This window comes from Pseudarthrobacter naphthalenicus, assembly GCF_029076445.1.
In the GTDB taxonomy this organism is placed as follows: Bacteria; Actinomycetota; Actinomycetes; order Actinomycetales; family Micrococcaceae; genus Arthrobacter; species Arthrobacter naphthalenicus.
On the sequence record NZ_JARESG010000012.1, the window covers coordinates 48009 to 68916 of the forward strand.

A 20908-nucleotide genomic window follows, 5' to 3' on the forward strand; every position below is an offset into this window, starting at 1 on the left:
AAAATGCCCCCTCCGGATGGAGGGGGCATTTTGGCGTCCGGCCGGTTTTCGCTAGACGGCCGTGTAGCCGCCGTCGACCGGAATGGTCGCGCCGGTAATGAACTTGGCCTTGTCGCTCGCCAGGAAGGTGATGAGGTCCGCAACTTCCTGCGCCTCGCCCACGCGGCCGGCCGGGTGCAGTTTTGCGTACTGTTCGAGAGTGGGCTCGTCGATGAGCGGGGTGCGGATGACGCCCGGGGCCACCGCGTTCACGCGGATGCCCTCCTTCGCGTACATCGTCCCGGCAGCTCGGGTCATGTTCACAACGCCGCCCTTGGAGGCCGAGTACGCGATGTTGTTGGAGACAGCCACGAGGCCGAACATCGACGCGAGGTTAACCACAACGCCGCCCTGGCCCTGCTTGAGAAGCTGCTCGATGACGTACTTGTTGGTGTAGAAGACCCCCGAGTAGTCGATGCCGTTGGTGCGCTCCCAGTTTTCGACGGTCGAGGTGACGACGTCGCCCTCGCCGCCGACGCCCGCGGAGGCAACGGCAATGTCGACGCGGCCGAATTCCTCGACCGTCTTGGCGACGGCGGCCTCAACACTTTCCGCCTTCGCGACGTCGCCCTGGACAAACCTTGCGCCGATCTCGTCGGCCACTTCCTGCGACTTGGGGTTGAAATCGAAGATCATAACCTTCGCGCCTTCGGCGATGAAGGTCTTTGCGGTCGCGAGGCCGAGCCCCGATCCGCCGCCGGTAATGAATGCCACTTTGTTCTCGAGTTGCATGGTCAGTCCAATCTCTAAAGCGATGTCGCGGTCACGGCCCTCAGGGTGTTCCCGCGGAACGAATCTTCATGCGTATGCATCTATCATCCCACTAATACTTGAAAAGTCAACTTTCGTCGCGGGCTGGTTGAGCAGTGTGACGCGCTGCGCGGGGGTGTTTAGGGCAGACTGGTGGAGTGAGCGGAATCCAGTGGGTGCTGCACGTCGATCTCGACCAGTTCATTGCCGCAGTCGAAGTGCTCAGGCGGCCGGAGCTTGCGGGCAGGCCGATCATTGTCGGCGGCCGGGGCGACCCCTCTGAAAGGGCCGTGGTGTCCACCGCCTCATACGAGGCCAGGGTGTTCGGTGTCAGTTCCGGAATGCCCCTGCGGATCGCCGCCCGAAAAGTGCCCGACGCCGTGATCCTGCCGGTCGATCACGAGGCCTACCTCGCAGCGTCTGAAACGGTCATGGCCACCTTGCGCGCTCAACCCGGCGCCACGGTGCAGGTGCTTGGTTGGGATGAGGCCTTTATTGGCACGGCCACGGCGGATCCTGAAGCCTACGCACGGCAGGTGCAGGCTGCTGTCCTGGACCGGACGCAGCTGCACTGCAGCGTTGGCATTGGCGATACCCTGGTCCGCGCCAAGGTGGCCACCGGTTTTGGCAAGCCGGCCGGCATCTTCCGCCTTACTGTGGGGAACTGGCTTGAGGTCATGGGTCCCCGGCCCACCAGGGACCTCTGGGGCGTCGGCGCCAAGGTCTCCGGGAGGCTGGCAAAACTCGGCATCCACACTGTCGCCGAGCTCGCCGCGGCCGACCCCCTGGACCTGGTCCCCGAGTTCGGCCCCAGGATGGGTCCCTGGTATGCGGAGCTGGGGCGCGGAGACGGTGCCACCGTGGTGGACGACACGCCGTGGGTGGCGCGGGGGCACAGCCGGGAGACCACGTTCCAGCAGGACCTGACCGATCCCCTGCAGGTGGACGGTGCAGTCAGGGAGCTGGCGGCGCGTGTCCTCGAGGATGTTGTGGCCGAAGGGCGTCCCGTGGTGGGGCTGACCCTCAAGGTCCGTTATGCGCCGTTCGCCACCACCACCCATGCCCGGAAAATCCCCGAGACCTACGACCGGAACGACATCCTGGCCCGCGCCCTGGACCTCGCGGCCGCGATCGAACCGGGCCGCCCCATCCGCCTCCTGGGGCTGCGGGCGGAGATGGCCATGCCGGAGGATGCCCGAAAGGGGCACACGCCTACGCGCGGCGGCTGGTGACGGCCAGGGCCACGCGGTGATGCGGTCAGGCGGAGAGTGGTGTATCCGTCGGCCGCACAAAGTCAAAGATCACGGTGGTATTCGTCCCGGCCACCTCGGGCCTGACGCTGAGGTTGGCGGCCACCAGGTCACGGAGCGCGGCCGAGTCAGCCACGGCAACGTGGATGAGGAAGTCCCGGTCCCCGGTGACAAAGAAGATGCTCTCGACGGCGGCCAGGCCGGCCAGGTATTTTTCGAACTTGGTCAGGTTGGACCGGGCGTGGGCATGCAGCCTGATGGCGATCAGGGCCTGCAGTCCGCGGCCCACGGCCGCCGGGTCCACCTCAGCGTGAAAGCCCCGGATGATGCCGCTTTCCTGGAGGGCGCGGATCCGACCGTGGCAGGTGGAGGGGGCGATGCCAGCGGCTGCGGCAATGGCATTGTTCGGCATTCGCGCGTCAGCCTGCAGCAACCGGAGGATGAGGCGATCGGTCTCGTCCAGCCGCGGGTGCCGAGCGTTGTTCGGTTCTGTGGCCAAAGTCCCACTATTTTCTGAATAAGTTGGCATAAGCCCACCTTGCTCCAGAATGATTGTCGAATCAATTGAGGTCCTCTTTTACATTCTTCAGACTGGAGCCAATGCCATGTGGCATCCGTCATGGTTGAAGGAGAGTGGAAATGTACTCACGTGCACAGTCGCCGCGCACCGCCGTCGTTGTCGGTGCTGGAATGGTTGGCCTGGCTACGGCCTGGCATCTTCAGGAACGCGGCGTTGAGGTGACCGTCCTCGATCGTTCCGGCGTCGCCGCCGGCGCCTCATGGGGCAACGCCGGCTGGCTCACGCCGGGGATGGCCATGCCGCTGGCCGATCCGACCCTGTGGTCCTACGCCCCGAAGGCCCTGCTCGATGCCACGGCGCCGCTGCACATCCCGGCCCGGCTGGATCCGAAGCTGTGGGCCTTCCTGGCACGCTTCGGCCTGCACGCCACTGGCAAGGCCTGGGCCAAGGCCATGGCAGCGCTGACGCCGATCGACCGGATGGCGCTGGACGCCTTCGATGAGCTGACTTCCGGCGGCGTGGATGCCTGGACGCGGAAGGGGCCCTTTGTCATCGGGTTCGAACGCGAACAGGAAAGCACGCCGTTCATCCACGAAATCCAGCAGGTGGAAAAGGCCGGGCAAAAGGTCCCGCTCACGCGCCTGGACAATCCGCAGCTCAAGGTGCCGCAGCTCTCCGCCGGCGTGTCAACCGTCTATGAAATGGAAGACCAGCGCTTCATCGAACCCGGACCGTTCGTTCAGGCGCTGGCCGACGCCGTGCAGGCCCGCGGCGGAAAAATTCTGAGCGGCCGGGAAGTCCGGTCGCTGCGCCACGGCCCGCAGGGGATCTCCGTCGAGAGCTACGGACAGGAACCGGTCAACGCCGACGTCGTGGTGCTGGCCACCGGAGCGTGGCTGCCGGCGCTGGCCAAGCCGCTTGGGGTCAGGACCCAGGTCCAGGCCGGCCGCGGCTATTCCTTCAGCGTGGCCACGGATGATCCGGCCGAGTTCCCCATTTACTTCCCGGCCCGGCGCGTGGCGTGCACACCGTACCAGGGGCGGCTTCGGATTGCCGGCACCATGGAGTTCCGCGGACCGGACGAGCCGTTGCAGACGGGGCGCATCGATGCCATCCTCGCCTCGGTGCGGCCGTTGTTCACCCACATGGACCTGGAGAACCTTGAAGATATCTGGGTGGGTGCCCGCCCGGTCACGCCTGACGGGCTGCCGGTGGTAGGTGCCACCCGCTCCCCGGGGGTCTACGTTGCCGGCGGTCACGGCATGTGGGGCATTGTGCTTGGACCGGCCACCGGCAAGCTGCTGGCCGAGCAGATCACCACCGGGAACGTTCCGGAGGAGATCCGCCCCTTCGATCCGCTCCGGTAACACTGCTCCAGTGTGTGGCTGCCTGAGCCTGCGCCGGCCTGATCAGGCCGGCGCGGTGGGCAGCACCAACAGGTACCCGGTGGGCAGGTCACTGCTCCAGCGCCGCGGCTCGCGCACCACGAACTGCGTGGCCAGCTCCTCCGGGGTAAGCAGGCTGTTCGGCGCGGGCGAAGGTCCCCACTGCGGGCTGCCATACGGGTAGAGCGGGTCCAGGACGCGGACGCCGGTGACCGCCACGGCCGGGACTTGGCGGGGATCGCCGAGTGACTCAAACCCGCTCATCACCCAGGCGTGCCGGCCGCTCCACATGACCAGCCCCACCGGCCGGCCCGTGACGGCGATGGCGCGCGCGGCGGTTTGGAGGGCTTGCCGGTAGTCGGCGATGCTGACGACCCTGTAGGGCCCCATGCCGGCCTCGGTCAGCACCTGGGCCCAGCCGAACGGGTTGGCGCCGTTGAATGAGTTGGACGAGCGCGCCCGGGCCATCTCCCACAGTTCGTTCTGTTGGGTGCGGTCGCTCCAGGTGCCGCCGCCGGTGTCGTCAATGAGGTTGTGCGCCATCTGAATGCTCGCGGCAACGCACCAGTCAAAGGTGTACTGCGGCACGAAGTCGCCCTCCCGGTAGAGGCTCAGGGCGAAAGGCTGGGGTACCGGAACCGGAACCGGTGCCGGAGCGGGGACGGGGCTCGGTGCGGTGGTGGACGCCGGCGGTGCGGGGGTGGTGGCGCCAGCACCCGGCGTGGACGGCGCGGAGAAGATGGCGGCGGTGGGTTGGCCGGTTGCTACGGCATCCAGGCGGCCGGCGGGCGTGCAGGCGCCCAAGAGGGCGGCCAGGGCAAGGAGCCAAGCCAGGAGTCGGGCACGGGCACCGATCATGATCCAGTTTAGCGCGACGCCGGATCCTCCGGCCTGCCGCTGTTCCCGTACATGGACATCTCGGTCACACCCCTGGCGAAGCACCCCTCCGACGTCAACTGACGGCGGCACTGCAGCAACGCCGTCGTGTTCCCCGGAGACTTAGGGGAGCACGCTGGTGTTGATAACGTTCCCGGCGTCCGCCGTGACGTAGCAGTCCACGCGGCGGTCGCCCGAGTCCCAACTCGTGCCGCTGGGGTAGGCGCGTTGGAAGTTCAATGCGTAGTCATAGGCCGCCGGCGCGAGCTTGGCCGCATGGCAGGCCTCCAGCGCCTTCGCGGCGAGAGCCTCCCGGCCCGGATAAAGATCGTTGCCTGGGTAACGGAACACGGCCACCAATTGGGCCGAATGCGGGGAATCGCAGGCCACCACGGTTGACCGGAGGGCCGCGGGGTCAAAGTCCTTGAAGCAGTCTCCCAGCCGGTAGTCCTGCGGCGTCACGCCTTCCTGTGGCAGGGCGCGCGGGCTCGCCGGGGGAGTGGGGGAGATCTCCACGACGCCGGAGCCGGGATCTCCGGCCGGGGCGGTTGGCTGGGTATCGAGGCGGTTGGCCAGCCACACCAGGGCGAGCACCACGCCAACCAGTACCACCGCGAACAAGGCCTTCAGCAGAAGGGATGCACGCCGGCGGCGCTTCAGCAGGGACGGGTCCGGGACCGCGCCCGGGGGAGCGGCAGGAGGTGCCATCCGGGGCGTGGGCGGAGCCGCTGCGGGACTCGTAATCTGCGGCCCGCCAACCGTGGGCGGGCCCGCAGGTTTGGGAGGGAAGGGACGCTGTTCCTGGTTGTCCATCCGGGACCCTCCTGGGTTTTGCCTCGTCCGGGTGGCCTTCCGCGCACCCGGAAACGCGGCTGTTGAAGAAACTCTATCCAACAAAAAGGCCGCGAACCCGGCGTTCGTCGCGGCAAGGCTACCCGAGATGGCGTCCGGACGCACAGGCTGCAAGCACCTGCCGCCGAAAGCATGTAATCTAGGTGTACGACAAATTGACCAAACATTCCGGGGCCTCACCGATAGCCAAGGTGACCACCTCCGGTCCGAGTACAAAAGGGGGTCACGCCATGGGGCGCGGCCGTCAAAAGGCAAAAGCTACCAAGCAGGCTCGGGACATTAAGTACTACTCCCCGAACACTGATTATTCGGCACTTCAGCGTGAGCTCAAGGGTCGTGAAGGTCTTGCCACGAGCCATTTCGCGAATGACCCGGTTGAACCGGACTATTCGGCTTACGTGGATAAGTACGCGGAAGATTTGGAAGAAGACGACGACGAGGTGCACACCCGTCGGATCGGCTAGCTGTCGCAGCCCGTTCGCCGCGGCGGCCGGTCCCGTGACACCGCAGTACGAAGAGGACGCCACAGCGGCCAGGCCGTACGGCGCTTCTTTTTCAGCACCTTGGTTGAAGCAGACCCCCGGTGTTGGCCTCAGTTATCAGGCCCGTTGCCTGTACCGGAATCCGGTGCAGGTGGCGGGCTTTTTGGTGTTGACTGGAGTCTGGATGCGACGTACCTCCCGCGAAAGGACCCCCGATGCCAGAGACTTCCCCCGCACCGCGATACCGTCACGGCGAACCCTGCTGGGCTGACGTCCAGACCCGGGACGTCGAGGCGGCCAAAGCTTTCTACGCCGCTGTCTTCGGCTGGACCTTCAAGGACCTGCCCACGCCCGACGGCCGCAGCTACGCCCAGGCCTTCATGGGAGAGGACCTGGTGGCCAGCGTTGCTCCGCAAAACCCGCACCAGGAAGCCTTGGGTACCGCCGCCCAGTGGAACGTCTACTTCGCAGCCGAGGACGCTGGCGCGCTTGCCGGGGAGGTCCCCCACGCCGGTGGCGCCGTGGTGTTCGGGCCTGAGGAGATCGGGGATACGGGTGTGATGGTGTTCATGGATCCTCCCGGCGGCGGGACCACCGGGGTGTGGCAGCCCGGAACGCACACCGGTACCGGCCGGTACAACGAGCCGGGTGCGCTTTCCTGGACGGAACTGCTCACGCCCGAGCCGCAGGCCGCCGTCGGCTTCTTCCAGCAGCTGTTCGGCCACGAGGTGACCGAGTATCCCCAGGACGACGGCGGAACATACTCAACGCTGATGGTGAACGGCGCCGAGGTGGCCGGGATCGTCGCTGCTGAGGCGCCTGCGCGCTGGCAGATCTACTTCGGCGTGGCTGATGTGGCGGACGCGGTCCGGAAGGCGGTGGCAGCGGGTGGTGAGGTGCTGGTCGCCCCCGAGGCCGATGACGACGAGACGCCGGGCGCCACGGCCACCCTCAAAGATCCGCAGGGCGGCGAGTTCAGCCTGCTGGAGGTCTAACCCCGATTAAACACATCGAGTGCTCCGTAACGGCCCTTTTGAAGCCTCAAAACGGCGGTTACGGAGCACTCGGTGAGGGGTTTAGGCGTAGGCGTTGACCAGGCGGACGGCGCCGCCGTCCACTCCCTTGGCGCCCTGCACGTAGTCCGGGCCGGACTTGAGGATTGAATCCGAGTCCTCCGTGATGGTGCCCATGACCCAGGACGGCAGCCCGCGGTCGTTGAGGCGGGCCACGGCGGCGTCGGCAGCCTCGGCGGACACGATGGCCACCATGCCCACGCCGAGGTTCAGGGTGCGCTCGAGGTCGGCCAGCGGGACGTTGCCCAGTTCGGAGACCAGCTTGAAGATGGCCGGGAGTTCCCACGTGGCGCGGTCAACAGTGGCCACGAGCCCCTGCGGCAGGACACGGGCCAGGTTGGCTGCGAGGCCGCCGCCGGTGACGTGGCTGAAGCCGTGCACGGCCGCCCCTCCGGCGGAGCCGCTGACCGGGAAGGTGCGGGCCAGGTCCAGGCAGTCGGCGGCGTACACGCGGGTAGGTTCGAGCAGTTCCTCGCCCAGGGTCCGTCCCAGTTCGGAGACCTGGCGGTCCAGGGCCCAGCCGGCGTGGTTGATGACGCGGCGGACCAGGGAGTAGCCGTTGGAGTGCAGGCCCGAGGAGGCCATGCCGATGACGACGTCGCCGGCGCGGACGCGGTCCGGGCCCAGCAGGTCGGAGGCTTCCACCACGCCGGTGGCTGCCCCGGCGACGTCATATTCGTGCTCGCCCAGCAGGCCCGGGTGCTCGGCGGTTTCGCCGCCCACCAGGGCGGTGCCGGCCACGGAGCAGGCGGCAGCGATGCCACGGACGATGTCCGCGATGCGCTCGGGGACAACCTTGCCGCAGGCGATGTAATCGGTCATGAACAGCGGCTCGGCGCCCACCACCACGATGTCGTCCACCACCATGCCCACCAGGTCAAAGCCAATGGTGTCGTGGATGTCCATGGCCTGGGCAATGGCAACCTTAGTGCCCACGCCGTCGGTGGAAGTGGCCAGCAGCGGACGCTTGTAGGTCAGCAGCTTCGAGACGTCGTACAGTCCGGCAAAACCCCCTACACCGCCCAGGACGGAGGGATTGTGGGTGGCTTTTACGGCACCCTTCATCAGTTCGACGGCGCGGTCGCCGGCTTCAACGTCAACACCGGCGGAGGCATAGGTGATGCCTGCGGCGTTCCCGGACGTGCTGCCGGCGGCGGGGGATGCGGAAGTCATATGGACTCTTTCTTGTCGGCGCCGGGGATGGTGGCTGCGGGGTGAATCTCGGGCACACGGTCTTCGTCGGTGAGCAGATCCTCGAACTCCGCATCGGGACCGGGATCGCAGCCGTCAGAGACTTCAACGTCTGCAGGGTCCTCGCGGTCGTCGATGGCGGGCTCGGAGAGTGCAACGGTGGCGCCGGGCAGGGCCGAGGCCGACGGCGTGAGGCCGCCGAGGTCGGTGCGCTCCAGCAGGTTCTTGCCCAGTTTGTCCGAGCTGGGAAGTTCAATGGGGTACTTGCCGGTGAAGCAGGCGGTGCACAGGCGTTCGCGGGGCTGACGGGTGGCGTTGATCATGCCGTCTTCGGAGATGTAGGCGAGCGAGTCGGCCCCGATGGCCTGGGAGATTTCCTCAATGGTGGCGCCGTTGGCGATCAGTTCGGCGCGGGAGGCGAAGTCGATCCCGTAGAAGCAGGGCCACTTCACCGGCGGCGAGGAAATCTTGATGTGTACGGACGCGGCGCCGGCTTCGCGGAGCATCCGGACAATGGCGCGCTGGGTATTGCCGCGGACGATCGAGTCGTCCACCACCACCACGCGCTTGCCTCGGATCACGGACTCGAGGGCGTTCAGCTTGAGCCGGATCCCCAGTTGGCGGAGCGTCTGGGAGGGCTGGATGAAGGTGCGGCCCACATAGGAGTTCTTGACGAATCCGTGCGCGAACGGGATGCCGGATTCCTCGGCGTAGCCCACGGCGGCGGGAGTGCCGGACTCGGGGACGGGGATGACGATGTCCGCTTCCTGGGTGTTTTCGCGGGCCAGCTGGCGGCCCATTTCCACACGGGACTCATAAACTGAGCGGCCCGAGATGGAAGCATCAGGGCGCGCGAGGTAGACGTACTCAAAAACGCAACCCGCCGGCGTCGGCTCCGCGAACCGTTTGGAACGCACGCCATCCTCGTCGATGGCAATGAATTCACCCGGTTCGATCTCACGGATGAAGCTGGCACCCACGGTGGCCAGGGCGGACTGCTCGGAGGCGACCACCCAGCCTCGCTCCAGCCGGCCCAGGACCAGCGGGCGGATGCCATAGGTGTCGCGTGCTGCGTAGAGGGTTCCTTCGTCCATAAAAACGAAGCAGAAGCCGCCCTTGATCTTGGGCAGCAGCTCGGTGGCGGTCTGCTCGAGCGTCTTGCCCTCCTCGCCTTCCAGGAGTGCGGTGACCAGGGCAGTGTCCGAGGTGTTGCCCTGCTTCATTTCACCGCTGAGCTGGCCGCCGTTGCGTTCCAGGATCATGGCGTTGAGCTCGGCCGTGTTGGTCAGGTTGCCGTTGTGCGCAAGAGCCACCGTGCCGGTGCTGGTGGCGCCGAGGGTGGGCTGGGCGTTTGCCCAGTGGCTGGCTCCGGTGGTGGAGTAGCGGCAGTGTCCCACCGCCAGGTGCCCGGTCAGGGTGTTCAGCGTGGTCTCGTCGAAGACCTGGGAAACGAGGCCCATGTCCTTGTAGACGTTGATCCGCTTGCCGTCACTGGTAGCTATACCAGCCGACTCCTGACCGCGGTGCTGCAATGCATACAGCCCGTAATAGGTGAGTTTTGCTACTTCTTCACCTGGTGCCCAGACCCCGAAAACGCCACAAGCGTCCTGAGGGCCTTTTTCGCCAGGGAGAAGATCATGAGAAAGTTTTCCATCGCCGCGTGCCACTGGTCGATTATCTCATGAGATGAGGTAACACTTGGCCGTGCGGCTTTTGTGACTCCGTGCTGTGACGCCCCGCGGGAACCTACTGGCCAGTACCGTCGTCGGGCTCGGAATCCGGGACGGCCTCCACAACGGCCCGTTCCTGGTGCCTGACGCTCCACCGGTCCAGGACGAGCGCAGCCACCGCACCGAGGATGGCGCCGCCGGCACCGAACGTCACCAGGAAGAAACCGAACACCGCGCCGCGGTCAAAGCTTTCGTCGCCGGCGGGGGCGAACGCCACCACGGCGGCAACCACAACGCCCACCACTGCGCCAAGAATAAGGAAAGGCACATATTTGGGCGCCCGGCGTACGGTAACCTCGCGGCGCTCGGCGGGGATTTCTTCAGAAGACATGCCCTCTAGCCTACTCATTTCCGCCCATCCGCTGCTTCCCCGGATTGCCCCGTCATCAACAACACCCAACACGGGCATCCAGGGACCAAAGGAGAGGGCGCGACGCGGAGCCGGATATCATCGGCGGAGGACCGGGGCATTGCTGGTTACTGGGCTGCCTACGCCGCAATTTCACCGAGGGGGACAACACTGCATGGATACCGTCACGTTTGGCTGGACGGCCGCGGAGTCGGACCGGACCACCGCGATCAGGAGCTACGGGCTTGCCCCCACCGTCGCCGGGGAGCCGCCGGCCCTGCCCGAAGCGGAGGCGGGAGGCGCGCTCACCAACCTGGTCCGCCTCGCTGCCCGGCTGTGTGCCGTGCCGTTCAGTGTGGTCAATATCATTACCGAGGACCAGCAGGTGCAGATCGCGGCCTGGGGCGTGGACCCCGGCGTGTGTTCGAGGGAAGACTCGATGTGCGCCAAGGTTTTCCTGACCGGAAAGACGACCGTGGTGCCGGACGCCTCCCGGGACCTGCGGTTTGCAGACAACCCGTTTGTCACCGGCGAAATCGCCGCCGTACGTTTTTACGCCTCCGTGCCGCTGAAGACGCTTTCCGGCTTTGTGCTGGGCTCGCTCTGCATCTTCTCTGACGGTCCGGCCAGTCCCACCGCGGAGCAGATCGGGATGCTGGAGGTGCTGGCCCACCAGGTGGTGGAGGTCCTGGAGCTTCAGCACCGGACCTTGCAGTTGAGCGAGGCGCTGGCCGAGCTGGAACGCAGCAACGCCATGCTGGGGGAATTCGCCGGCCGCGTCAGCCACGACCTCCGCATCCCGCTCACCACCATGCTGGGCTACATTGAGCTCGCCGAGGACGATCCGGACATCCCGCCGGGCCATCCCGCAGTGGAGTACCTGCAGTTCATTGGAGGTGGCGGGCGGCGCATGCTGAAGACGCTCGAGGATGTGCTGGAGTATTCCCGGGTGGACGGCACCCTGCACCGGGAGCGGCTCTCGCTGCTGGCGGTCACCGCCGAGGCTGCCCACGATCTGGGGGTGGACCTTGGGTCCTCCAGCGGTATCTTCTGCGATGACGCGGAACTATACGCAGACCCCGTCCAGCTGCGATTGCTGCTCCAGAACCTGCTGGCCAACGCACTGAACTACAGGAGCACCGAGCGCGAGCTGAAAGTGACCGTGGGGGCCGCGCCCGGCGAACAGGGAATGGCCCTCACCGTGGCGGACAACGGCGTGGGAATCAGCCCGGCGGACCGCAAACGTGCCATGGAGCCCCTGGTCAGGCTGAACCGGGCCGGGGACGGACCGGGCACCGGCCTGGGCCTTGCCACGTGCCGGCGCATCGCGCAGGCCCACGGCGGGGAACTGGAAATCCGGGACTCACCGGGAGGCGGAGCAAGCATCTCGGTGCTGTTCCGCTGGGACCAGTAGGAAACCGCCGGCATCCCCGAATCTGCAGGGAACCTAAACCTGCTGCGACTTGGACAGGATCCAGGTGTTGGTGCCGTCCTGTCGTTCGAAGGTCACGGTGGTGACCAGCGCCTCGATGAGCGCCAACCCGCGGCCTGACTCGGACTCTTGATCCGGGGTCCCGGGCTCCAGCGGACCGAACGGGGGCTTGGCGTGGAACGCGCTGACCCTGGCCCGCAGGAGCGTGGGCCGGACGCTGATGTCCACTCCCAGTTCCACAGGCTGCTGAACCCTGGCCGGCAGGGCATGCTGGACGATGTTGGAGGCCGATTCGATGACGGCGGTGGTGAACGTCATCTGGTCCATGGCCTCCACGAAGGGTGCGTCGTTCCACAGGGCGTCCAGTTCATCGTGGACGGCCTCGACGGCCTCCGCCTCTGCGAGCCCGCGGAAGCTGCGCTCTGCCAGCACATCAGTCATTGCTGAACGCATCCTCGGCGGTGGCGTAAGCGTTCAGGACACGATCCATGCTGGTCAGCTCCAGCACCATCTTCACCTGCGGCTGGACGGCCGCAATGCGGAGGTCTCCACCTGCCTGGCGCGCGGCCTTGAGGCAGCCGATCAGCGCGCCCAGCCCGGAGGAATCCATGAACGCCGTGTTCTCCAGGTTCACCACGATCCGCGACGATCCGCCGGCGATCACATCGGTTACGAACTCGCGCAGCTTGGGCGCGGAGACCATGTTCAGCCTGCCGTCCGCCTTGACCTCGGCGTATGAATCCTTGACCTCGTAGCTAAACTCCATCGGTTTTCCTCTCTAAAGCATCAACGTCCCCGGCGGGTTCGTAGCCTTTGTACAAAACAGCCCGAACCAGGATGCTCATGACCACCAGGTCAAAAATAACCCAGGCCACGTTCACCAGGGTGCCAAGGGGCTCGGCCAGTCCCGTGGCCAGGCGGATAAGTCCGACGACGGCGGCCACGGCCAGCAGCGCGGCCACGATGATCTGGGGCCGGATCAGGCTCCAGCTGGGACCGCCGGTCTGGCGGGATTTCGGTGTGACCGCGAACCCCAGGGGACGGCCGAACCAGACGTTGCGGGCCGCCGTCGTGCACGCCTTGATCCAGGTGGGGAACAGCGCCAGGCTGTACTGCTGGCCGCGCCAGGTGGGAATCCCGCGGCCGGCCACCGCGAACAGCAGCTGGTTGGCCACCATGAACGGGATGAACCGCAGGAAGAATTCCCAGCTGAGGCTGGTGACGGGCAGGATGCCCAGCAGCAGGTAGATGATGGGGGCGGCGAAGTAGATGACCGCCGCGTACCCGCTCAGGTAGGTCCACATGGTGGCGAAGTACATCAGCCGCTGGCCGATCTTCAGGCCCTTCTGGACCAGAGGGTTCTCGCGGAGCAGCACCTGGATGGTGCCCTGCGCCCAGCGGAGCCGCTGCGTGAGCATGGTGGCGATGTCCTCGGGCGCGAGGCCGTACGCGAGGATCTCGTGGTGGTAGACGCTCTCCCATCCCATGGCGTGCATGCGCATGGCGGTGGCCATGTCCTCGGTGACCGAGATGGTGGCCAGCGGCATCACCGGCTGGGCTTCGTCGTTCCGTTCCACGTTCAGTGCATCCAGGACGGCCTGGACTGATTCCAGTGCGCCCAGCGGAGACCAGTCGCGGGCGGACATGCGCTGCACGGCGTCCTCTGCCACCACCGGGACGCCGGCCTCGCCCACGTGGGCCAGTTCCATCGCGGCGATCTCCTCGAGGTCCGCCTGCAGGGCGGACATGTCCGCCATGACCAGGGTCTGCACGGCGGCGTCAACCCGGCGGCGGACCCGGTAGGTGATTTCACCCAACGGTTCGCCGGCGGCCAGCTGCTCCTGGGCCTCCAGGGTGGCAGCCTCCACCTCATCCAGCACTTCGGAGACCAGGGGAGTACCGACGTCGGCGGATTTCCTTGCCTGCCGGATGGCCGAACGGGAGGCCGTAAGGGCCCGGCGGATGCTCTTCTCGGTTTCCTTGACGTAACCCACCAGGCCCAGCTGCATGAGGGCTTCACGCCGCAGGATGGCATTGGAGCCGCAGAAGAATGCGGCGTTCCAGCCGTCCTTGCCCTGCTGGATGGGCCCGTAGAACAGGGGAGCCTGGCTGCCGAGGGGATCGTCCGCGGGGACGTTGCTGAAGTACTGCGGGGTCTGGACGAGGGCGACCCGGCGGTTGTTGAAGTAGCCCAGGGTCTTTTCCAGGATGTCCGGCTCCGGGATCTGGTCCGCGTCCAGGATGAGCAGGAATTCGCCGTGGGTGACCATCAGGGCGTTGTTCAGGTTGCCGGCCTTGGCGTGGCGCGGCACATTGGCGGTCCAGTCCACGCTGCGGGTCACGTACCCGAGCCCGTGCTCTTCGGCGAGGGCTTTCAGTTCGGGCCGGGCGCCGTCGTCGAGGATCCAGGTGCTGTGGGGGTGCCGGATCTTCTGGGCGGCCAGGGCGGTGGTCATCACCATGTCCAGGTCTTCGTTGTAGGTGGTGATGAAGACGTCCACCGTGGCATCCTGCGGCGGCGCCGGGGCTTCCTTGCGGACCTTGAGTTTCCATACGGTCATGCCGAAGAGCATCACGTCGATCAGGCTGTACGTCTCGGCCACCACCAGGGGCACGGCGATCCACCACGCGTCCCAGTTGAGCGACGCGGCCCAGCGCCAGGCGACGTAGTTCAGGCCGAAGATGACGGTGAGGACAACCACCAGGCGGGTCCAGAAGCGGGTCATGCGGCCCCTCCTTCCAGCAGCCGGCGGACCACGACCACGGTGACGTCGTCCTCGGCTGATTCGGCGGGAGCCAGGGCCAGGATGGCATCGCTGGCGGCCTGTGCGGAGGCTTGGCCCCGGGTTGCCGAGCCCACGGCCTCCGTGAAGGACTCCACCGAGTCGAAAACATCCAGCACGCCGTCACTGACCACCACGAGGGAATCCCCGGGGGCCAGGCCGATTGCGGACTGCGGCCAGGCCGAGCCGGCCCAGGCGCCCACCGGCGGGCCGCCGCTCTGAAGCCGGTGCAGCTCACCGTTTGCCCTGACGTGCAGGGCAAGGCCGTGGCCGGCGTCGATGTAATTGACGACGCCGGACGCGGCGTCCAGCCGGGCGTGGAAGAGGGTGGCGAATGAGTTGGAGGAGTCAAGGTCCGCCGCGATGGTGCCGGCGGCGGAGGCGAAGGCCGCGTCCAGGTCGCGCCGGTGCCCGGTGGACCGCATGACAGCCCTGACCGTGGCCGCAATCAGAGCGGCCCCCATCCCTTTGCCCATGGCGTCCGCGAACGTCAGGTGCAGGCCGTCCGGGGTCCGGTACCAGTCGTAGAAGTCCCCGCCCACGCTGCGGGAGGGGCGGAAGGCTCCGGCGAGGTCGTAGCCGTCCACCCGGACGTCTTCTTTGGGCAGAAGGCTCTGCTGGACCTCGGTGGCGCGTTCAAGCTCGCTGTGTTGGGCCGGGTCGGCCGCCCGCGGCTGGTGACGGCGGAACAGGGCGTTGATCCTGGACTGGAGCTCCCGCGGGCTGAACGGTTTGCTGATGTAGTCATCGGCACCGTTGTCCAGGCCCGTGAGCTTGTCCAGTTCGTCCGTGCGGGCGGTCAGCATCACAATAAAGGCATCGGAGAACTCGCGCAGGAGCTTGCAGACCTCCAGCCCGTCCATATCCGGGAGGTTCAGGTCCAGGGTGACCAGATCCGGCTTGGCGCGGCGGACTTCCTCGACGCCGGGCAGCCCCGCCTGGGCCTGGCTGACCTCGAAGCCCTGCTTGACAAGGACCCGGACCAGAAGGCCGCGGATATCGGGGTCGTCCTCGATCACAACGGCACGGCGGGCTTCGGGGATGGAAGGCATGACTCTACTTCTACCGTATTAAGGCTGTTGGGGCATGTCACAAAGCTGACCACACCGGTTGAGTAGCCGTTGAGAGGCCGCTTTAGGTTACCTCAGGGCACATGCGGGTGACGGGTCTTGTGGAAATATTTGCACCCCCTTGATGGGGCCTTGAGCGTCGCTGGCCACACTCGATATGGGAGCTCCAACAGGGTGCTTCGAGGAATGCGCGGCTGGCCAGAGGACGGTGCAACGGTTATGGAAGAAACTACGGAAGAAACAGGATCCACCAACGGTCTGCTCCCCAGGCTGACGGGCTCGTGGCGGCTGTTGAAGCAGGGCCGCCGTCCCCGGCGCGCTGTTCATTACCTGAGCCATTCCTGGCGCCTTCGGTCCCTGTCCCGGTCTTTGGCCAAGGCCCTGGGTGAATCATGGCAGGCCTCGAGCTGGCCGGGGGACCGGCTGGCGGTGGGTGCCGAACTTTCGGAGAAAGTGGAAAAACTGACGCTCCGCCTGAACCGGGAAACCGAAATCCACGGCCGGCTGGCGGCGCTCCTGAAGTAGCCCGTTCCCTCCTGACCCAATCCGTGCCAGACTAACCACCATCGAGTGGCTGGGGGTTACCAAGTCAGGAGATGCCGTGCATTGGTATACAGGATGGGCTTACCTCTTAGCTGGGCTCATGACCATGGACGCACTCCTGTTGGCCTTGTGGGTGATTGACTCCGACTGGCCCAACAACTGGCGAAAAAAGCCCTGACCTGCCTTAGCGCAGGTCCAGCCGCATCAGCACCCTCGGGAAACCGTTGAGCACTGACTGGGTGTCCGCCGCTTTGACGAACCCCGCGGCTTCAAACAGCTTGCGGGTGCCCACGTAGGCCATGGTCAGGTCCACCTTGCTGCCCTGGTTGTCCACGGGGTAGCCCTCGATGGCCGGCGCCCCGTAGCTGCGGGCCATGTCCACGGCACCCTTGAGCAGATGGTGCGAGATGCCCTTGCCGCGGTGACCGGGACGGACCCGGATGCACCAGACGGACCACACCGCCAGATCATCCACGTGCGGGATCCTGCGGTTGCGGGCAAAGCTGGTGTCGGCGCGCGGATGGACGGCGGCCCACCCGACCGGTTCGCCGTCGTCGTACGCCACAACTCCCGGCGGGGGATCCTGACGCACCAATTCCTGCATGCGGTCTCCACGGTCGGTTCCGCGCAGCGCCACGTTCTCTGCGGACGGAATCCGGTAACTGAGGCACCAGCACACGGTGGCATCGGGACGCTTGGGCCCTATGACTGTCCGGACATCCTCAAAGTGCGTGGCAGGGCGAACCTCGACTGCCATGGTTGCCTCCGATCCGTACGGGCTGACCCGCGCGGGCCTGACCCGCGCCTGCCTGACCCGCGCTGCCTGACCCGCGTCTGCCTGATTCCGTCGGCTTAGACCCCGAGTGTCTCCCGCAGGGCTGCGACGTGCCCGTCTGCCTTGACCTGGTACTGGGCCAGCTCCACGTTGCCCTGGGGGTCAACCACCACGGTGGACCGGACGAGGCCCTCGACGATCTCGCCGTTCACCAGCTTTTCACCCCAGGCGCCGTAGGCGAGGGCCACGCTGTGGTCTTCATCGGAGAGGAGCGGAAAGGTCAGGCCGAAGTCGCCGGTGAAGGCGGCCAGCTTCTCCGGGGCGTCCGGGGAGATGCCCAGCACTTCGTAGCCGGAACCCTGCAGGGAAGCGAGGCTGTCGCGGAAATCGCAGGCCTCGGTGGTGCAGCCCGGGGTTGCCGCCGCCGGGTAGAAGTACATGATGACGTTCTTGCCCCGGTAGTCGGACAGTGAGACTGCCTTGCCGGCGGCATCCCGGAGGGTGAACTCCGGGGCCTGCGTACCTGGCTGAAGCTTGATGGTCAGTTGGTGGCTCATGGCGTTCCTTTGGGAGACTCTGGCGGCTAAAAGGCAAAACCAGTGAAGCGGGCTTTCCGCTCTGGGAACAACTCCGGCGTCATGTGGAGTATTCCGCAGGTCATGCTTTTCCATTGACTTCGGCGGCGGCAGGGATACGGTTAAAGATACTCAGAAATGGTCTCTGCCGTACTTCGTTGCCCGCACTTTGCCGCGCCTGACCGCGTGGTTACCGCCCTCATTACCCCGCGAATCATTTCCTAGGCTGTGTCCTAATGACCGCAAATTTCATCAGAGCCCTGGCCGTCAAGTCCCTGGACATCCCGGACAAAAAGCGCTGCCCGGACAAGGCCGAGTTCGATCTCGTCACCGTGGACGACTACGCTGTGGCGCGGTTGATCCTGGCGCCCGGCTGGCGTTGGTCCGAGTCCGCCAAGCCCACCGAGCTGACGGACTTCTGCCAACACAACCACCTGGGCTACTGCGTCTCCGGTTCGCTGGAGATTCAGACGTCCGACGGCGTGAGGTCCACTATCCGGGCCCATGACACCTACGCGTTGCCTCCGGGGCACGACGAGTGGGTGGTTGGCTCCGAACCGTTCGTCGCCATTGAGTTCCTGGGGGCGGCGTCATTCGGCCGGCCGAGGAGCCGGGGCCTGCACGCTCTGATCTGAGCCCGCGGAGATCGGTGAGCGGACGACGGCGGCCGGGCGGCCGCCGTCGCGCGCTCAGACGGGACCTAGCTGCAGAAGCTGGACAGCGCCGTGTTTGCTGCCTGGCTGTCTGCCTGCATCTGCGCCATCTTGTCCTGGTCCGGGCTCTCCTTGGACGCCTCATCCGCATACTCCAGCAGGGATCCCAAGGCGGGCTTGAGATCGTCCGAGGCCACAGCCTCGATGGGACGGAGCTGGTTGGCGAGGCGCACCAGGCCGGTCTTGGTCTGGCCGCCGCCGTTCGACGGGTTAGAGATCACAACCTGGACGCGCTCGCAGGTTTCTTTGGTGGAGAGTTTGGTGGGCGCTGTGCAGGCCGAAGCGGAAAGCACGAGGCCGGCGGCGATCAGGGCGGTGGCGAATTTCTTCATGGGTCCCTCAGTAGGCGGTTGAGGTTTCGATTGTAAGCAGAGTGCGCGCTCCGGTGCCCCTTCGGAGTGCTCGGATGGGCCCAGTGTGACCGGCAGGGTGGGGGCCTCGGGCTCTGGCGGGAGGCGCTGCAGGTTGCTTAAACTGGCAGGACAACCGTGCGGGCCTGCCGCATGTTGGCCTGTGCGGATCAGCCCAATCTAGGAAGCAAAATGGCCCGCACAACCCAGAATTTAGGAAGAGTGCAACGCCGTACCGCCATGGTGTTCCTGGCGCTTATGGGGTTGCTGGCACCCGTCAGCCCGGCGACAGCCACGTCGCCAAAAGACGCAGTCATTGTCCTTGAGGGTGCTAAATCCGCCGAAGGAATCGCTGCCGGCGACGGCACGACTTTCTACGCGGGCGACCTCCAGCTCGGCGACATTTACCGCGGTGACATCAACAGCGGCAAGGCGAAACTCTTCATTGACGTGTCCAAGTTTGATGCGGCACCACGGGCCGCCGTCGGCATGAAGGCCGATCTCCGGAACGACCTGCTGTTCGTGGCAGGCGGTGCCACCGGCAAGGCCTACGTTTATGACACAGCCTCAGGGGAGCCCGTTAGGGACTACACGCTCGCCCCGGGCTTCATCAACGATGTGACCCTCACCGACGAGGGAGCCTGGTTCACCAATTCTGTGGCGGCAGAGCTCTACTTCATTCCGGTCGGCCGGCACGGCAGGCTGGGCGACGTCCAGAAGCTGGCGCTGCATGGTCCGGCCGCGAAGATAGCCGGAACCTTCAGCCTCAACGGCATCGCAGCCGCGGATGACGGCCGGACGCTGATCGTGGCCCACTCAGGGCTGGGCAGGCTCTTCACCGTGGACCCGGAGACCGGCAACAGCGCAGTCATTGCCGGTGTGGACGTGCCCAACGTGGACGGCATCCTGGTCCGCGGCAGCCAGCTATGGGCCGTGCAGAACTTCTCAAACCAGATCAGCCGTTTCCGCCTCGCCGATGACCTGGCCTCGGCTGAACCCAGGAAGGTGATCACCAGTGCAGAGTTTAAAGTGCCCACCACCGTGGCCTTCTTTGGCGACACACGGGACGGGGACACCTTGGCCGCGGTGAACGCCAAGTTCAACGACACCACGGCCACGCAGTACGAAGTGGTGCTGGTGCCGGCCTGGGGCTAGCGGTCGCCCAAGGTGCCGCCGAGGGGCGGAAAGGTGCCGTCCGCGCGCCTGATGCCCCTCCGGTCGGCCCTGCTGTGGGCCTCGCCCTCCGCCGATCCGTCGGATTCACCCTCGAGGTCCACCAGGCCGCCGGTCTGGTCGAACGGGTGCGCGAACCGGTTGTACTCACGCGGCGCCTCGCCCGCGAGGCTTTCGGCGGTGCCCTGTGTTGCAGCCATGTCCTTTGTTGCAGCAATGCCCTGCGTTGCGGCGGGCGGAGCCTTCCGCCACTCGCCGGAAGCATGGCCCTCGTGTTCGATGAACTTCTTGAATTTCCGGAGGTCGTGTTCTGCCTGGCGGCCCACCACATGAAGCAGTTCGCCAACCCGTTCCAGCATCCCTTCCGGCAGGTATTCCAGGGTGAGGGAAACCTCGGTCCTGTTGCCGCCGGCGTCGGAAAATTCAACGGCGCCAGCGTTCGTGGCACCTCCGGTGGAAGCCCACGCCAGCCGCCGTTCCGGCACGCGCTCAAGGATGGTTGCCTCCCATTCCCGCCGGACACCGGCAATCCGGGCCACCCATTTGAGCCGATTGTCGCCCAGCTGGGTCACACTCTCCACACCGTCCATAAAGTGCGGAAAGTCTTCGAACTGCGTCCATTGGGCGTACGCCGTTGACACCGGCACGTCCACCACGATCTTCTTCTGCACTTTGCTGCTCATGGTGCTACTCCTCGTCGGGATCGAGGCCTTCCGCCGGTTCCTGCGAGTGCACCCGGATATCGGCCTCTCCTGCCTCATCACCCACGGCTTCGTCGCCTTCGGCCGGGGCCTCGCTGTGGATCCGCTGCTCTGCTGGCTTGTCCTTCATGACAGATGCTCCCTGGGTGCTTTGTTGATGGCGTACTCATCATTCAGCCCCTCCCGCTGCGGGGTGTCAATAACCCCAAAAGCTATGGCTGTGCCTGCGGTTTTGTGCTGGACTGGTGGGGCACTGTGCCGCTTCACCAACCAAACTTATTGGCCAGCCGGGCTAC

The 20908-nt window shown here is 66.0% G+C and carries 25 protein-coding genes; 9 read left to right on the top strand and 16 right to left on the bottom strand.

The genetic code is table 11. The annotated features are described in order from the left end of the window. Window positions 1–51: 51 nt before the first annotated feature. Complete coding sequence (locus PY310_RS12990) at window positions 52–771, bottom strand: SDR family NAD(P)-dependent oxidoreductase (RefSeq protein WP_275214835.1); 720 nt, start codon at window positions 769–771, stop codon at window positions 52–54. A 176-nt stretch (window positions 772–947) separates the two neighbouring features. On the opposite strand from PY310_RS12990, the gene PY310_RS12995 reads away from it, so the two are divergent. Beyond that, a complete protein-coding gene (locus tag PY310_RS12995; RefSeq protein WP_472925634.1) occupies window positions 948–2021 on the top strand; it encodes a DNA polymerase IV in 1074 nt (357 codons plus the stop codon). A gap of 25 nt (window positions 2022–2046) precedes the next feature. Here PY310_RS12995 and PY310_RS13000 read toward each other — a convergent pair whose 3' ends face one another. Further along, entirely contained in the window at window positions 2047–2538 is a 492-nt protein-coding gene (locus tag PY310_RS13000) for an Lrp/AsnC family transcriptional regulator (protein ID WP_275214837.1), read from the bottom strand. Window positions 2539–2678: 140 nt separating this feature from the next. Between PY310_RS13000 and PY310_RS13005 the strand changes: the two genes are divergently transcribed. Next, window positions 2679–3926, top strand: a complete 1248-nt coding sequence (locus PY310_RS13005; protein ID WP_275214839.1) for an NAD(P)/FAD-dependent oxidoreductase — start codon at window positions 2679–2681, stop codon at window positions 3924–3926. Between the two features lie 42 nt (window positions 3927–3968). Here PY310_RS13005 and PY310_RS13010 read toward each other — a convergent pair whose 3' ends face one another. Beyond that, entirely contained in the window at window positions 3969–4802 is an 834-nt protein-coding gene (locus tag PY310_RS13010; protein WP_275214840.1) for a hypothetical protein, read from the bottom strand. A 33-nt stretch (window positions 4803–4835) separates the two neighbouring features. Between PY310_RS13010 and PY310_RS13015 the strand changes: the two genes are divergently transcribed. Then, window positions 4836–4904 (top strand): muconolactone Delta-isomerase family protein, encoded by a 69-nt coding sequence (locus PY310_RS13015; protein ID WP_275214946.1) that lies wholly within the window; start codon window positions 4836–4838, stop codon window positions 4902–4904. Between the two features lie 39 nt (window positions 4905–4943). Here PY310_RS13015 and PY310_RS13020 read toward each other — a convergent pair whose 3' ends face one another. Then, the gene (locus PY310_RS13020) at window positions 4944–5633 is read right to left on the bottom strand and encodes a septum formation family protein (RefSeq protein ID WP_275214841.1); all 690 of its coding nucleotides are present in this window, start codon (window positions 5631–5633) and stop codon (window positions 4944–4946) included. A gap of 269 nt (window positions 5634–5902) precedes the next feature. Between PY310_RS13020 and PY310_RS13025 the strand changes: the two genes are divergently transcribed. Together PY310_RS13025 and PY310_RS13030 are read left to right on the top strand one after the other, a co-directional pair. Next, on the top strand, window positions 5903–6136 hold the full coding sequence (locus PY310_RS13025) for a DUF3073 domain-containing protein (RefSeq protein ID WP_190991276.1): 234 nt from the start codon (window positions 5903–5905) through the stop codon (window positions 6134–6136). Between the two features lie 233 nt (window positions 6137–6369). Then, window positions 6370–7149 (top strand): VOC family protein, encoded by a 780-nt coding sequence (locus PY310_RS13030; RefSeq protein ID WP_275214842.1) that lies wholly within the window; start codon window positions 6370–6372, stop codon window positions 7147–7149. A gap of 81 nt (window positions 7150–7230) precedes the next feature. On the opposite strand, the gene purM is transcribed toward PY310_RS13030, so the two are convergent. The 3 genes from purM to PY310_RS13045 form a co-directional block, all read right to left on the bottom strand. Continuing rightward, the gene (gene purM / locus PY310_RS13035; RefSeq protein WP_275214844.1) at window positions 7231–8400 is read right to left on the bottom strand and encodes a phosphoribosylformylglycinamidine cyclo-ligase; all 1170 of its coding nucleotides are present in this window, start codon (window positions 8398–8400) and stop codon (window positions 7231–7233) included. Then, complete coding sequence (gene purF / locus PY310_RS13040) at window positions 8397–10085, bottom strand: amidophosphoribosyltransferase (protein WP_275214845.1); 1689 nt, start codon at window positions 10083–10085, stop codon at window positions 8397–8399. The genes purM and purF overlap by 4 nt, the downstream gene beginning before the upstream one ends. A gap of 79 nt (window positions 10086–10164) precedes the next feature. Beyond that, complete coding sequence (locus PY310_RS13045) at window positions 10165–10479, bottom strand: hypothetical protein (RefSeq protein WP_275214846.1); 315 nt, start codon at window positions 10477–10479, stop codon at window positions 10165–10167. 193 nt (window positions 10480–10672) lie between these two features. Between PY310_RS13045 and PY310_RS13050 the strand changes: the two genes are divergently transcribed. Continuing rightward, a complete protein-coding gene (locus PY310_RS13050) occupies window positions 10673–11911 on the top strand; it encodes a GAF domain-containing sensor histidine kinase (RefSeq protein ID WP_275214848.1) in 1239 nt (412 codons plus the stop codon). A gap of 33 nt (window positions 11912–11944) precedes the next feature. Here PY310_RS13050 and PY310_RS13055 read toward each other — a convergent pair whose 3' ends face one another. The 4 genes from PY310_RS13055 to PY310_RS13070 are packed head-to-tail and all read right to left on the bottom strand — an operon-like array spanning window position 11945 to window position 15764. Further along, a complete protein-coding gene (locus tag PY310_RS13055) occupies window positions 11945–12370 on the bottom strand; it encodes an ATP-binding protein (RefSeq protein ID WP_275214850.1) in 426 nt (141 codons plus the stop codon). After that, on the bottom strand, window positions 12363–12695 hold the full coding sequence (locus tag PY310_RS13060; RefSeq protein ID WP_275214851.1) for an STAS domain-containing protein: 333 nt from the start codon (window positions 12693–12695) through the stop codon (window positions 12363–12365). The genes PY310_RS13055 and PY310_RS13060 overlap by 8 nt, the downstream gene beginning before the upstream one ends. Beyond that, window positions 12685–14655, bottom strand: a complete 1971-nt coding sequence (locus PY310_RS13065; RefSeq protein WP_275214852.1) for a glycosyltransferase family 2 protein — start codon at window positions 14653–14655, stop codon at window positions 12685–12687. Before PY310_RS13065 ends, PY310_RS13060 begins: the two co-directional genes overlap by 11 nt. Further along, a complete protein-coding gene (locus tag PY310_RS13070; RefSeq protein ID WP_275214853.1) occupies window positions 14652–15764 on the bottom strand; it encodes a PP2C family protein-serine/threonine phosphatase in 1113 nt (370 codons plus the stop codon). Before PY310_RS13070 ends, PY310_RS13065 begins: the two co-directional genes overlap by 4 nt. A gap of 237 nt (window positions 15765–16001) precedes the next feature. Here PY310_RS13070 and PY310_RS13075 point away from each other — a divergent pair, with 237 nt between their 5' ends. Further along, window positions 16002–16307 (top strand): hypothetical protein, encoded by a 306-nt coding sequence (locus PY310_RS13075; protein ID WP_275214854.1) that lies wholly within the window; start codon window positions 16002–16004, stop codon window positions 16305–16307. 202 nt (window positions 16308–16509) lie between these two features. Here PY310_RS13075 and PY310_RS13080 read toward each other — a convergent pair whose 3' ends face one another. Continuing rightward, window positions 16510–17082, bottom strand: a complete 573-nt coding sequence (locus PY310_RS13080; protein WP_275214855.1) for a GNAT family N-acetyltransferase — start codon at window positions 17080–17082, stop codon at window positions 16510–16512. A 95-nt stretch (window positions 17083–17177) separates the two neighbouring features. Then, window positions 17178–17657, bottom strand: coding sequence for a thioredoxin-dependent thiol peroxidase (gene bcp / locus PY310_RS13085; RefSeq protein WP_275214856.1), 480 nt, complete (start codon window positions 17655–17657; stop codon window positions 17178–17180). Between the two features lie 254 nt (window positions 17658–17911). Here bcp and PY310_RS13090 point away from each other — a divergent pair, with 254 nt between their 5' ends. Then, window positions 17912–18310, top strand: a complete 399-nt coding sequence (locus PY310_RS13090) for a cupin domain-containing protein (protein WP_275214857.1) — start codon at window positions 17912–17914, stop codon at window positions 18308–18310. A 65-nt stretch (window positions 18311–18375) separates the two neighbouring features. Here PY310_RS13090 and PY310_RS13095 read toward each other — a convergent pair whose 3' ends face one another. After that, on the bottom strand, window positions 18376–18720 hold the full coding sequence (locus PY310_RS13095; RefSeq protein ID WP_275214858.1) for a hypothetical protein: 345 nt from the start codon (window positions 18718–18720) through the stop codon (window positions 18376–18378). Between the two features lie 240 nt (window positions 18721–18960). On the opposite strand from PY310_RS13095, the gene PY310_RS13100 reads away from it, so the two are divergent. Continuing rightward, the gene (locus PY310_RS13100; RefSeq protein WP_275214859.1) at window positions 18961–19893 is read left to right on the top strand and encodes an SMP-30/gluconolactonase/LRE family protein; all 933 of its coding nucleotides are present in this window, start codon (window positions 18961–18963) and stop codon (window positions 19891–19893) included. Here the strand turns inward: PY310_RS13100 and PY310_RS13105 are convergent. After that, window positions 19890–20594, bottom strand: coding sequence for an SRPBCC family protein (locus PY310_RS13105; RefSeq protein WP_275214860.1), 705 nt, complete (start codon window positions 20592–20594; stop codon window positions 19890–19892). The genes PY310_RS13100 and PY310_RS13105 overlap by 4 nt on opposite strands. Window positions 20595–20598: 4 nt before the next feature. Next, window positions 20599–20742, bottom strand: coding sequence for a hypothetical protein (locus PY310_RS13110; protein WP_275214861.1), 144 nt, complete (start codon window positions 20740–20742; stop codon window positions 20599–20601). Between the last annotated feature and the right edge of the window lie 166 nt (window positions 20743–20908).

Excerpts from the sequence above, each read along its gene's own strand:
- PY310_RS12990 (WP_275214835.1), bottom strand. The coding sequence starts at position 771 with ATGCAACTCGAGAACAAAGTGGCATTCATTACCGGCGGCGGATCGGGG.
- PY310_RS13005 (WP_275214839.1), top strand. The coding sequence starts at position 2,679 with ATGTACTCACGTGCACAGTCGCCGCGCACCGCCGTCGTTGTCGGTGCT.
- PY310_RS13010 (WP_275214840.1), bottom strand. The coding sequence starts at position 4,802 with ATGATCGGTGCCCGTGCCCGACTCCTGGCTTGGCTCCTTGCCCTGGCC.
- PY310_RS13020 (WP_275214841.1), bottom strand. The coding sequence starts at position 5,633 with ATGGACAACCAGGAACAGCGTCCCTTCCCTCCCAAACCTGCGGGCCCG.
- PY310_RS13025 (WP_190991276.1), top strand. The coding sequence starts at position 5,903 with ATGGGGCGCGGCCGTCAAAAGGCAAAAGCTACCAAGCAGGCTCGGGAC.
- PY310_RS13030 (WP_275214842.1), top strand. The coding sequence starts at position 6,370 with ATGCCAGAGACTTCCCCCGCACCGCGATACCGTCACGGCGAACCCTGC.
- purM (WP_275214844.1), bottom strand. The coding sequence starts at position 8,400 with ATGACTTCCGCATCCCCCGCCGCCGGCAGCACGTCCGGGAACGCCGCA.
- PY310_RS13045 (WP_275214846.1), bottom strand. The coding sequence starts at position 10,479 with ATGTCTTCTGAAGAAATCCCCGCCGAGCGCCGCGAGGTTACCGTACGC.
- PY310_RS13050 (WP_275214848.1), top strand. The coding sequence starts at position 10,673 with ATGGATACCGTCACGTTTGGCTGGACGGCCGCGGAGTCGGACCGGACC.
- PY310_RS13055 (WP_275214850.1), bottom strand. The coding sequence starts at position 12,370 with ATGACTGATGTGCTGGCAGAGCGCAGCTTCCGCGGGCTCGCAGAGGCG.
- PY310_RS13060 (WP_275214851.1), bottom strand. The coding sequence starts at position 12,695 with ATGGAGTTTAGCTACGAGGTCAAGGATTCATACGCCGAGGTCAAGGCG.
- PY310_RS13065 (WP_275214852.1), bottom strand. The coding sequence starts at position 14,655 with ATGACCCGCTTCTGGACCCGCCTGGTGGTTGTCCTCACCGTCATCTTC.
- PY310_RS13070 (WP_275214853.1), bottom strand. The coding sequence starts at position 15,764 with ATGCCTTCCATCCCCGAAGCCCGCCGTGCCGTTGTGATCGAGGACGAC.
- PY310_RS13075 (WP_275214854.1), top strand. The coding sequence starts at position 16,002 with ATGGAAGAAACTACGGAAGAAACAGGATCCACCAACGGTCTGCTCCCC.
- PY310_RS13080 (WP_275214855.1), bottom strand. The coding sequence starts at position 17,082 with ATGGCAGTCGAGGTTCGCCCTGCCACGCACTTTGAGGATGTCCGGACA.
- bcp (WP_275214856.1), bottom strand. The coding sequence starts at position 17,657 with ATGAGCCACCAACTGACCATCAAGCTTCAGCCAGGTACGCAGGCCCCG.
- PY310_RS13090 (WP_275214857.1), top strand. The coding sequence starts at position 17,912 with ATGACCGCAAATTTCATCAGAGCCCTGGCCGTCAAGTCCCTGGACATC.
- PY310_RS13095 (WP_275214858.1), bottom strand. The coding sequence starts at position 18,720 with ATGAAGAAATTCGCCACCGCCCTGATCGCCGCCGGCCTCGTGCTTTCC.
- PY310_RS13105 (WP_275214860.1), bottom strand. The coding sequence starts at position 20,594 with ATGAGCAGCAAAGTGCAGAAGAAGATCGTGGTGGACGTGCCGGTGTCA.
- PY310_RS13110 (WP_275214861.1), bottom strand. The coding sequence starts at position 20,742 with ATGAAGGACAAGCCAGCAGAGCAGCGGATCCACAGCGAGGCCCCGGCC.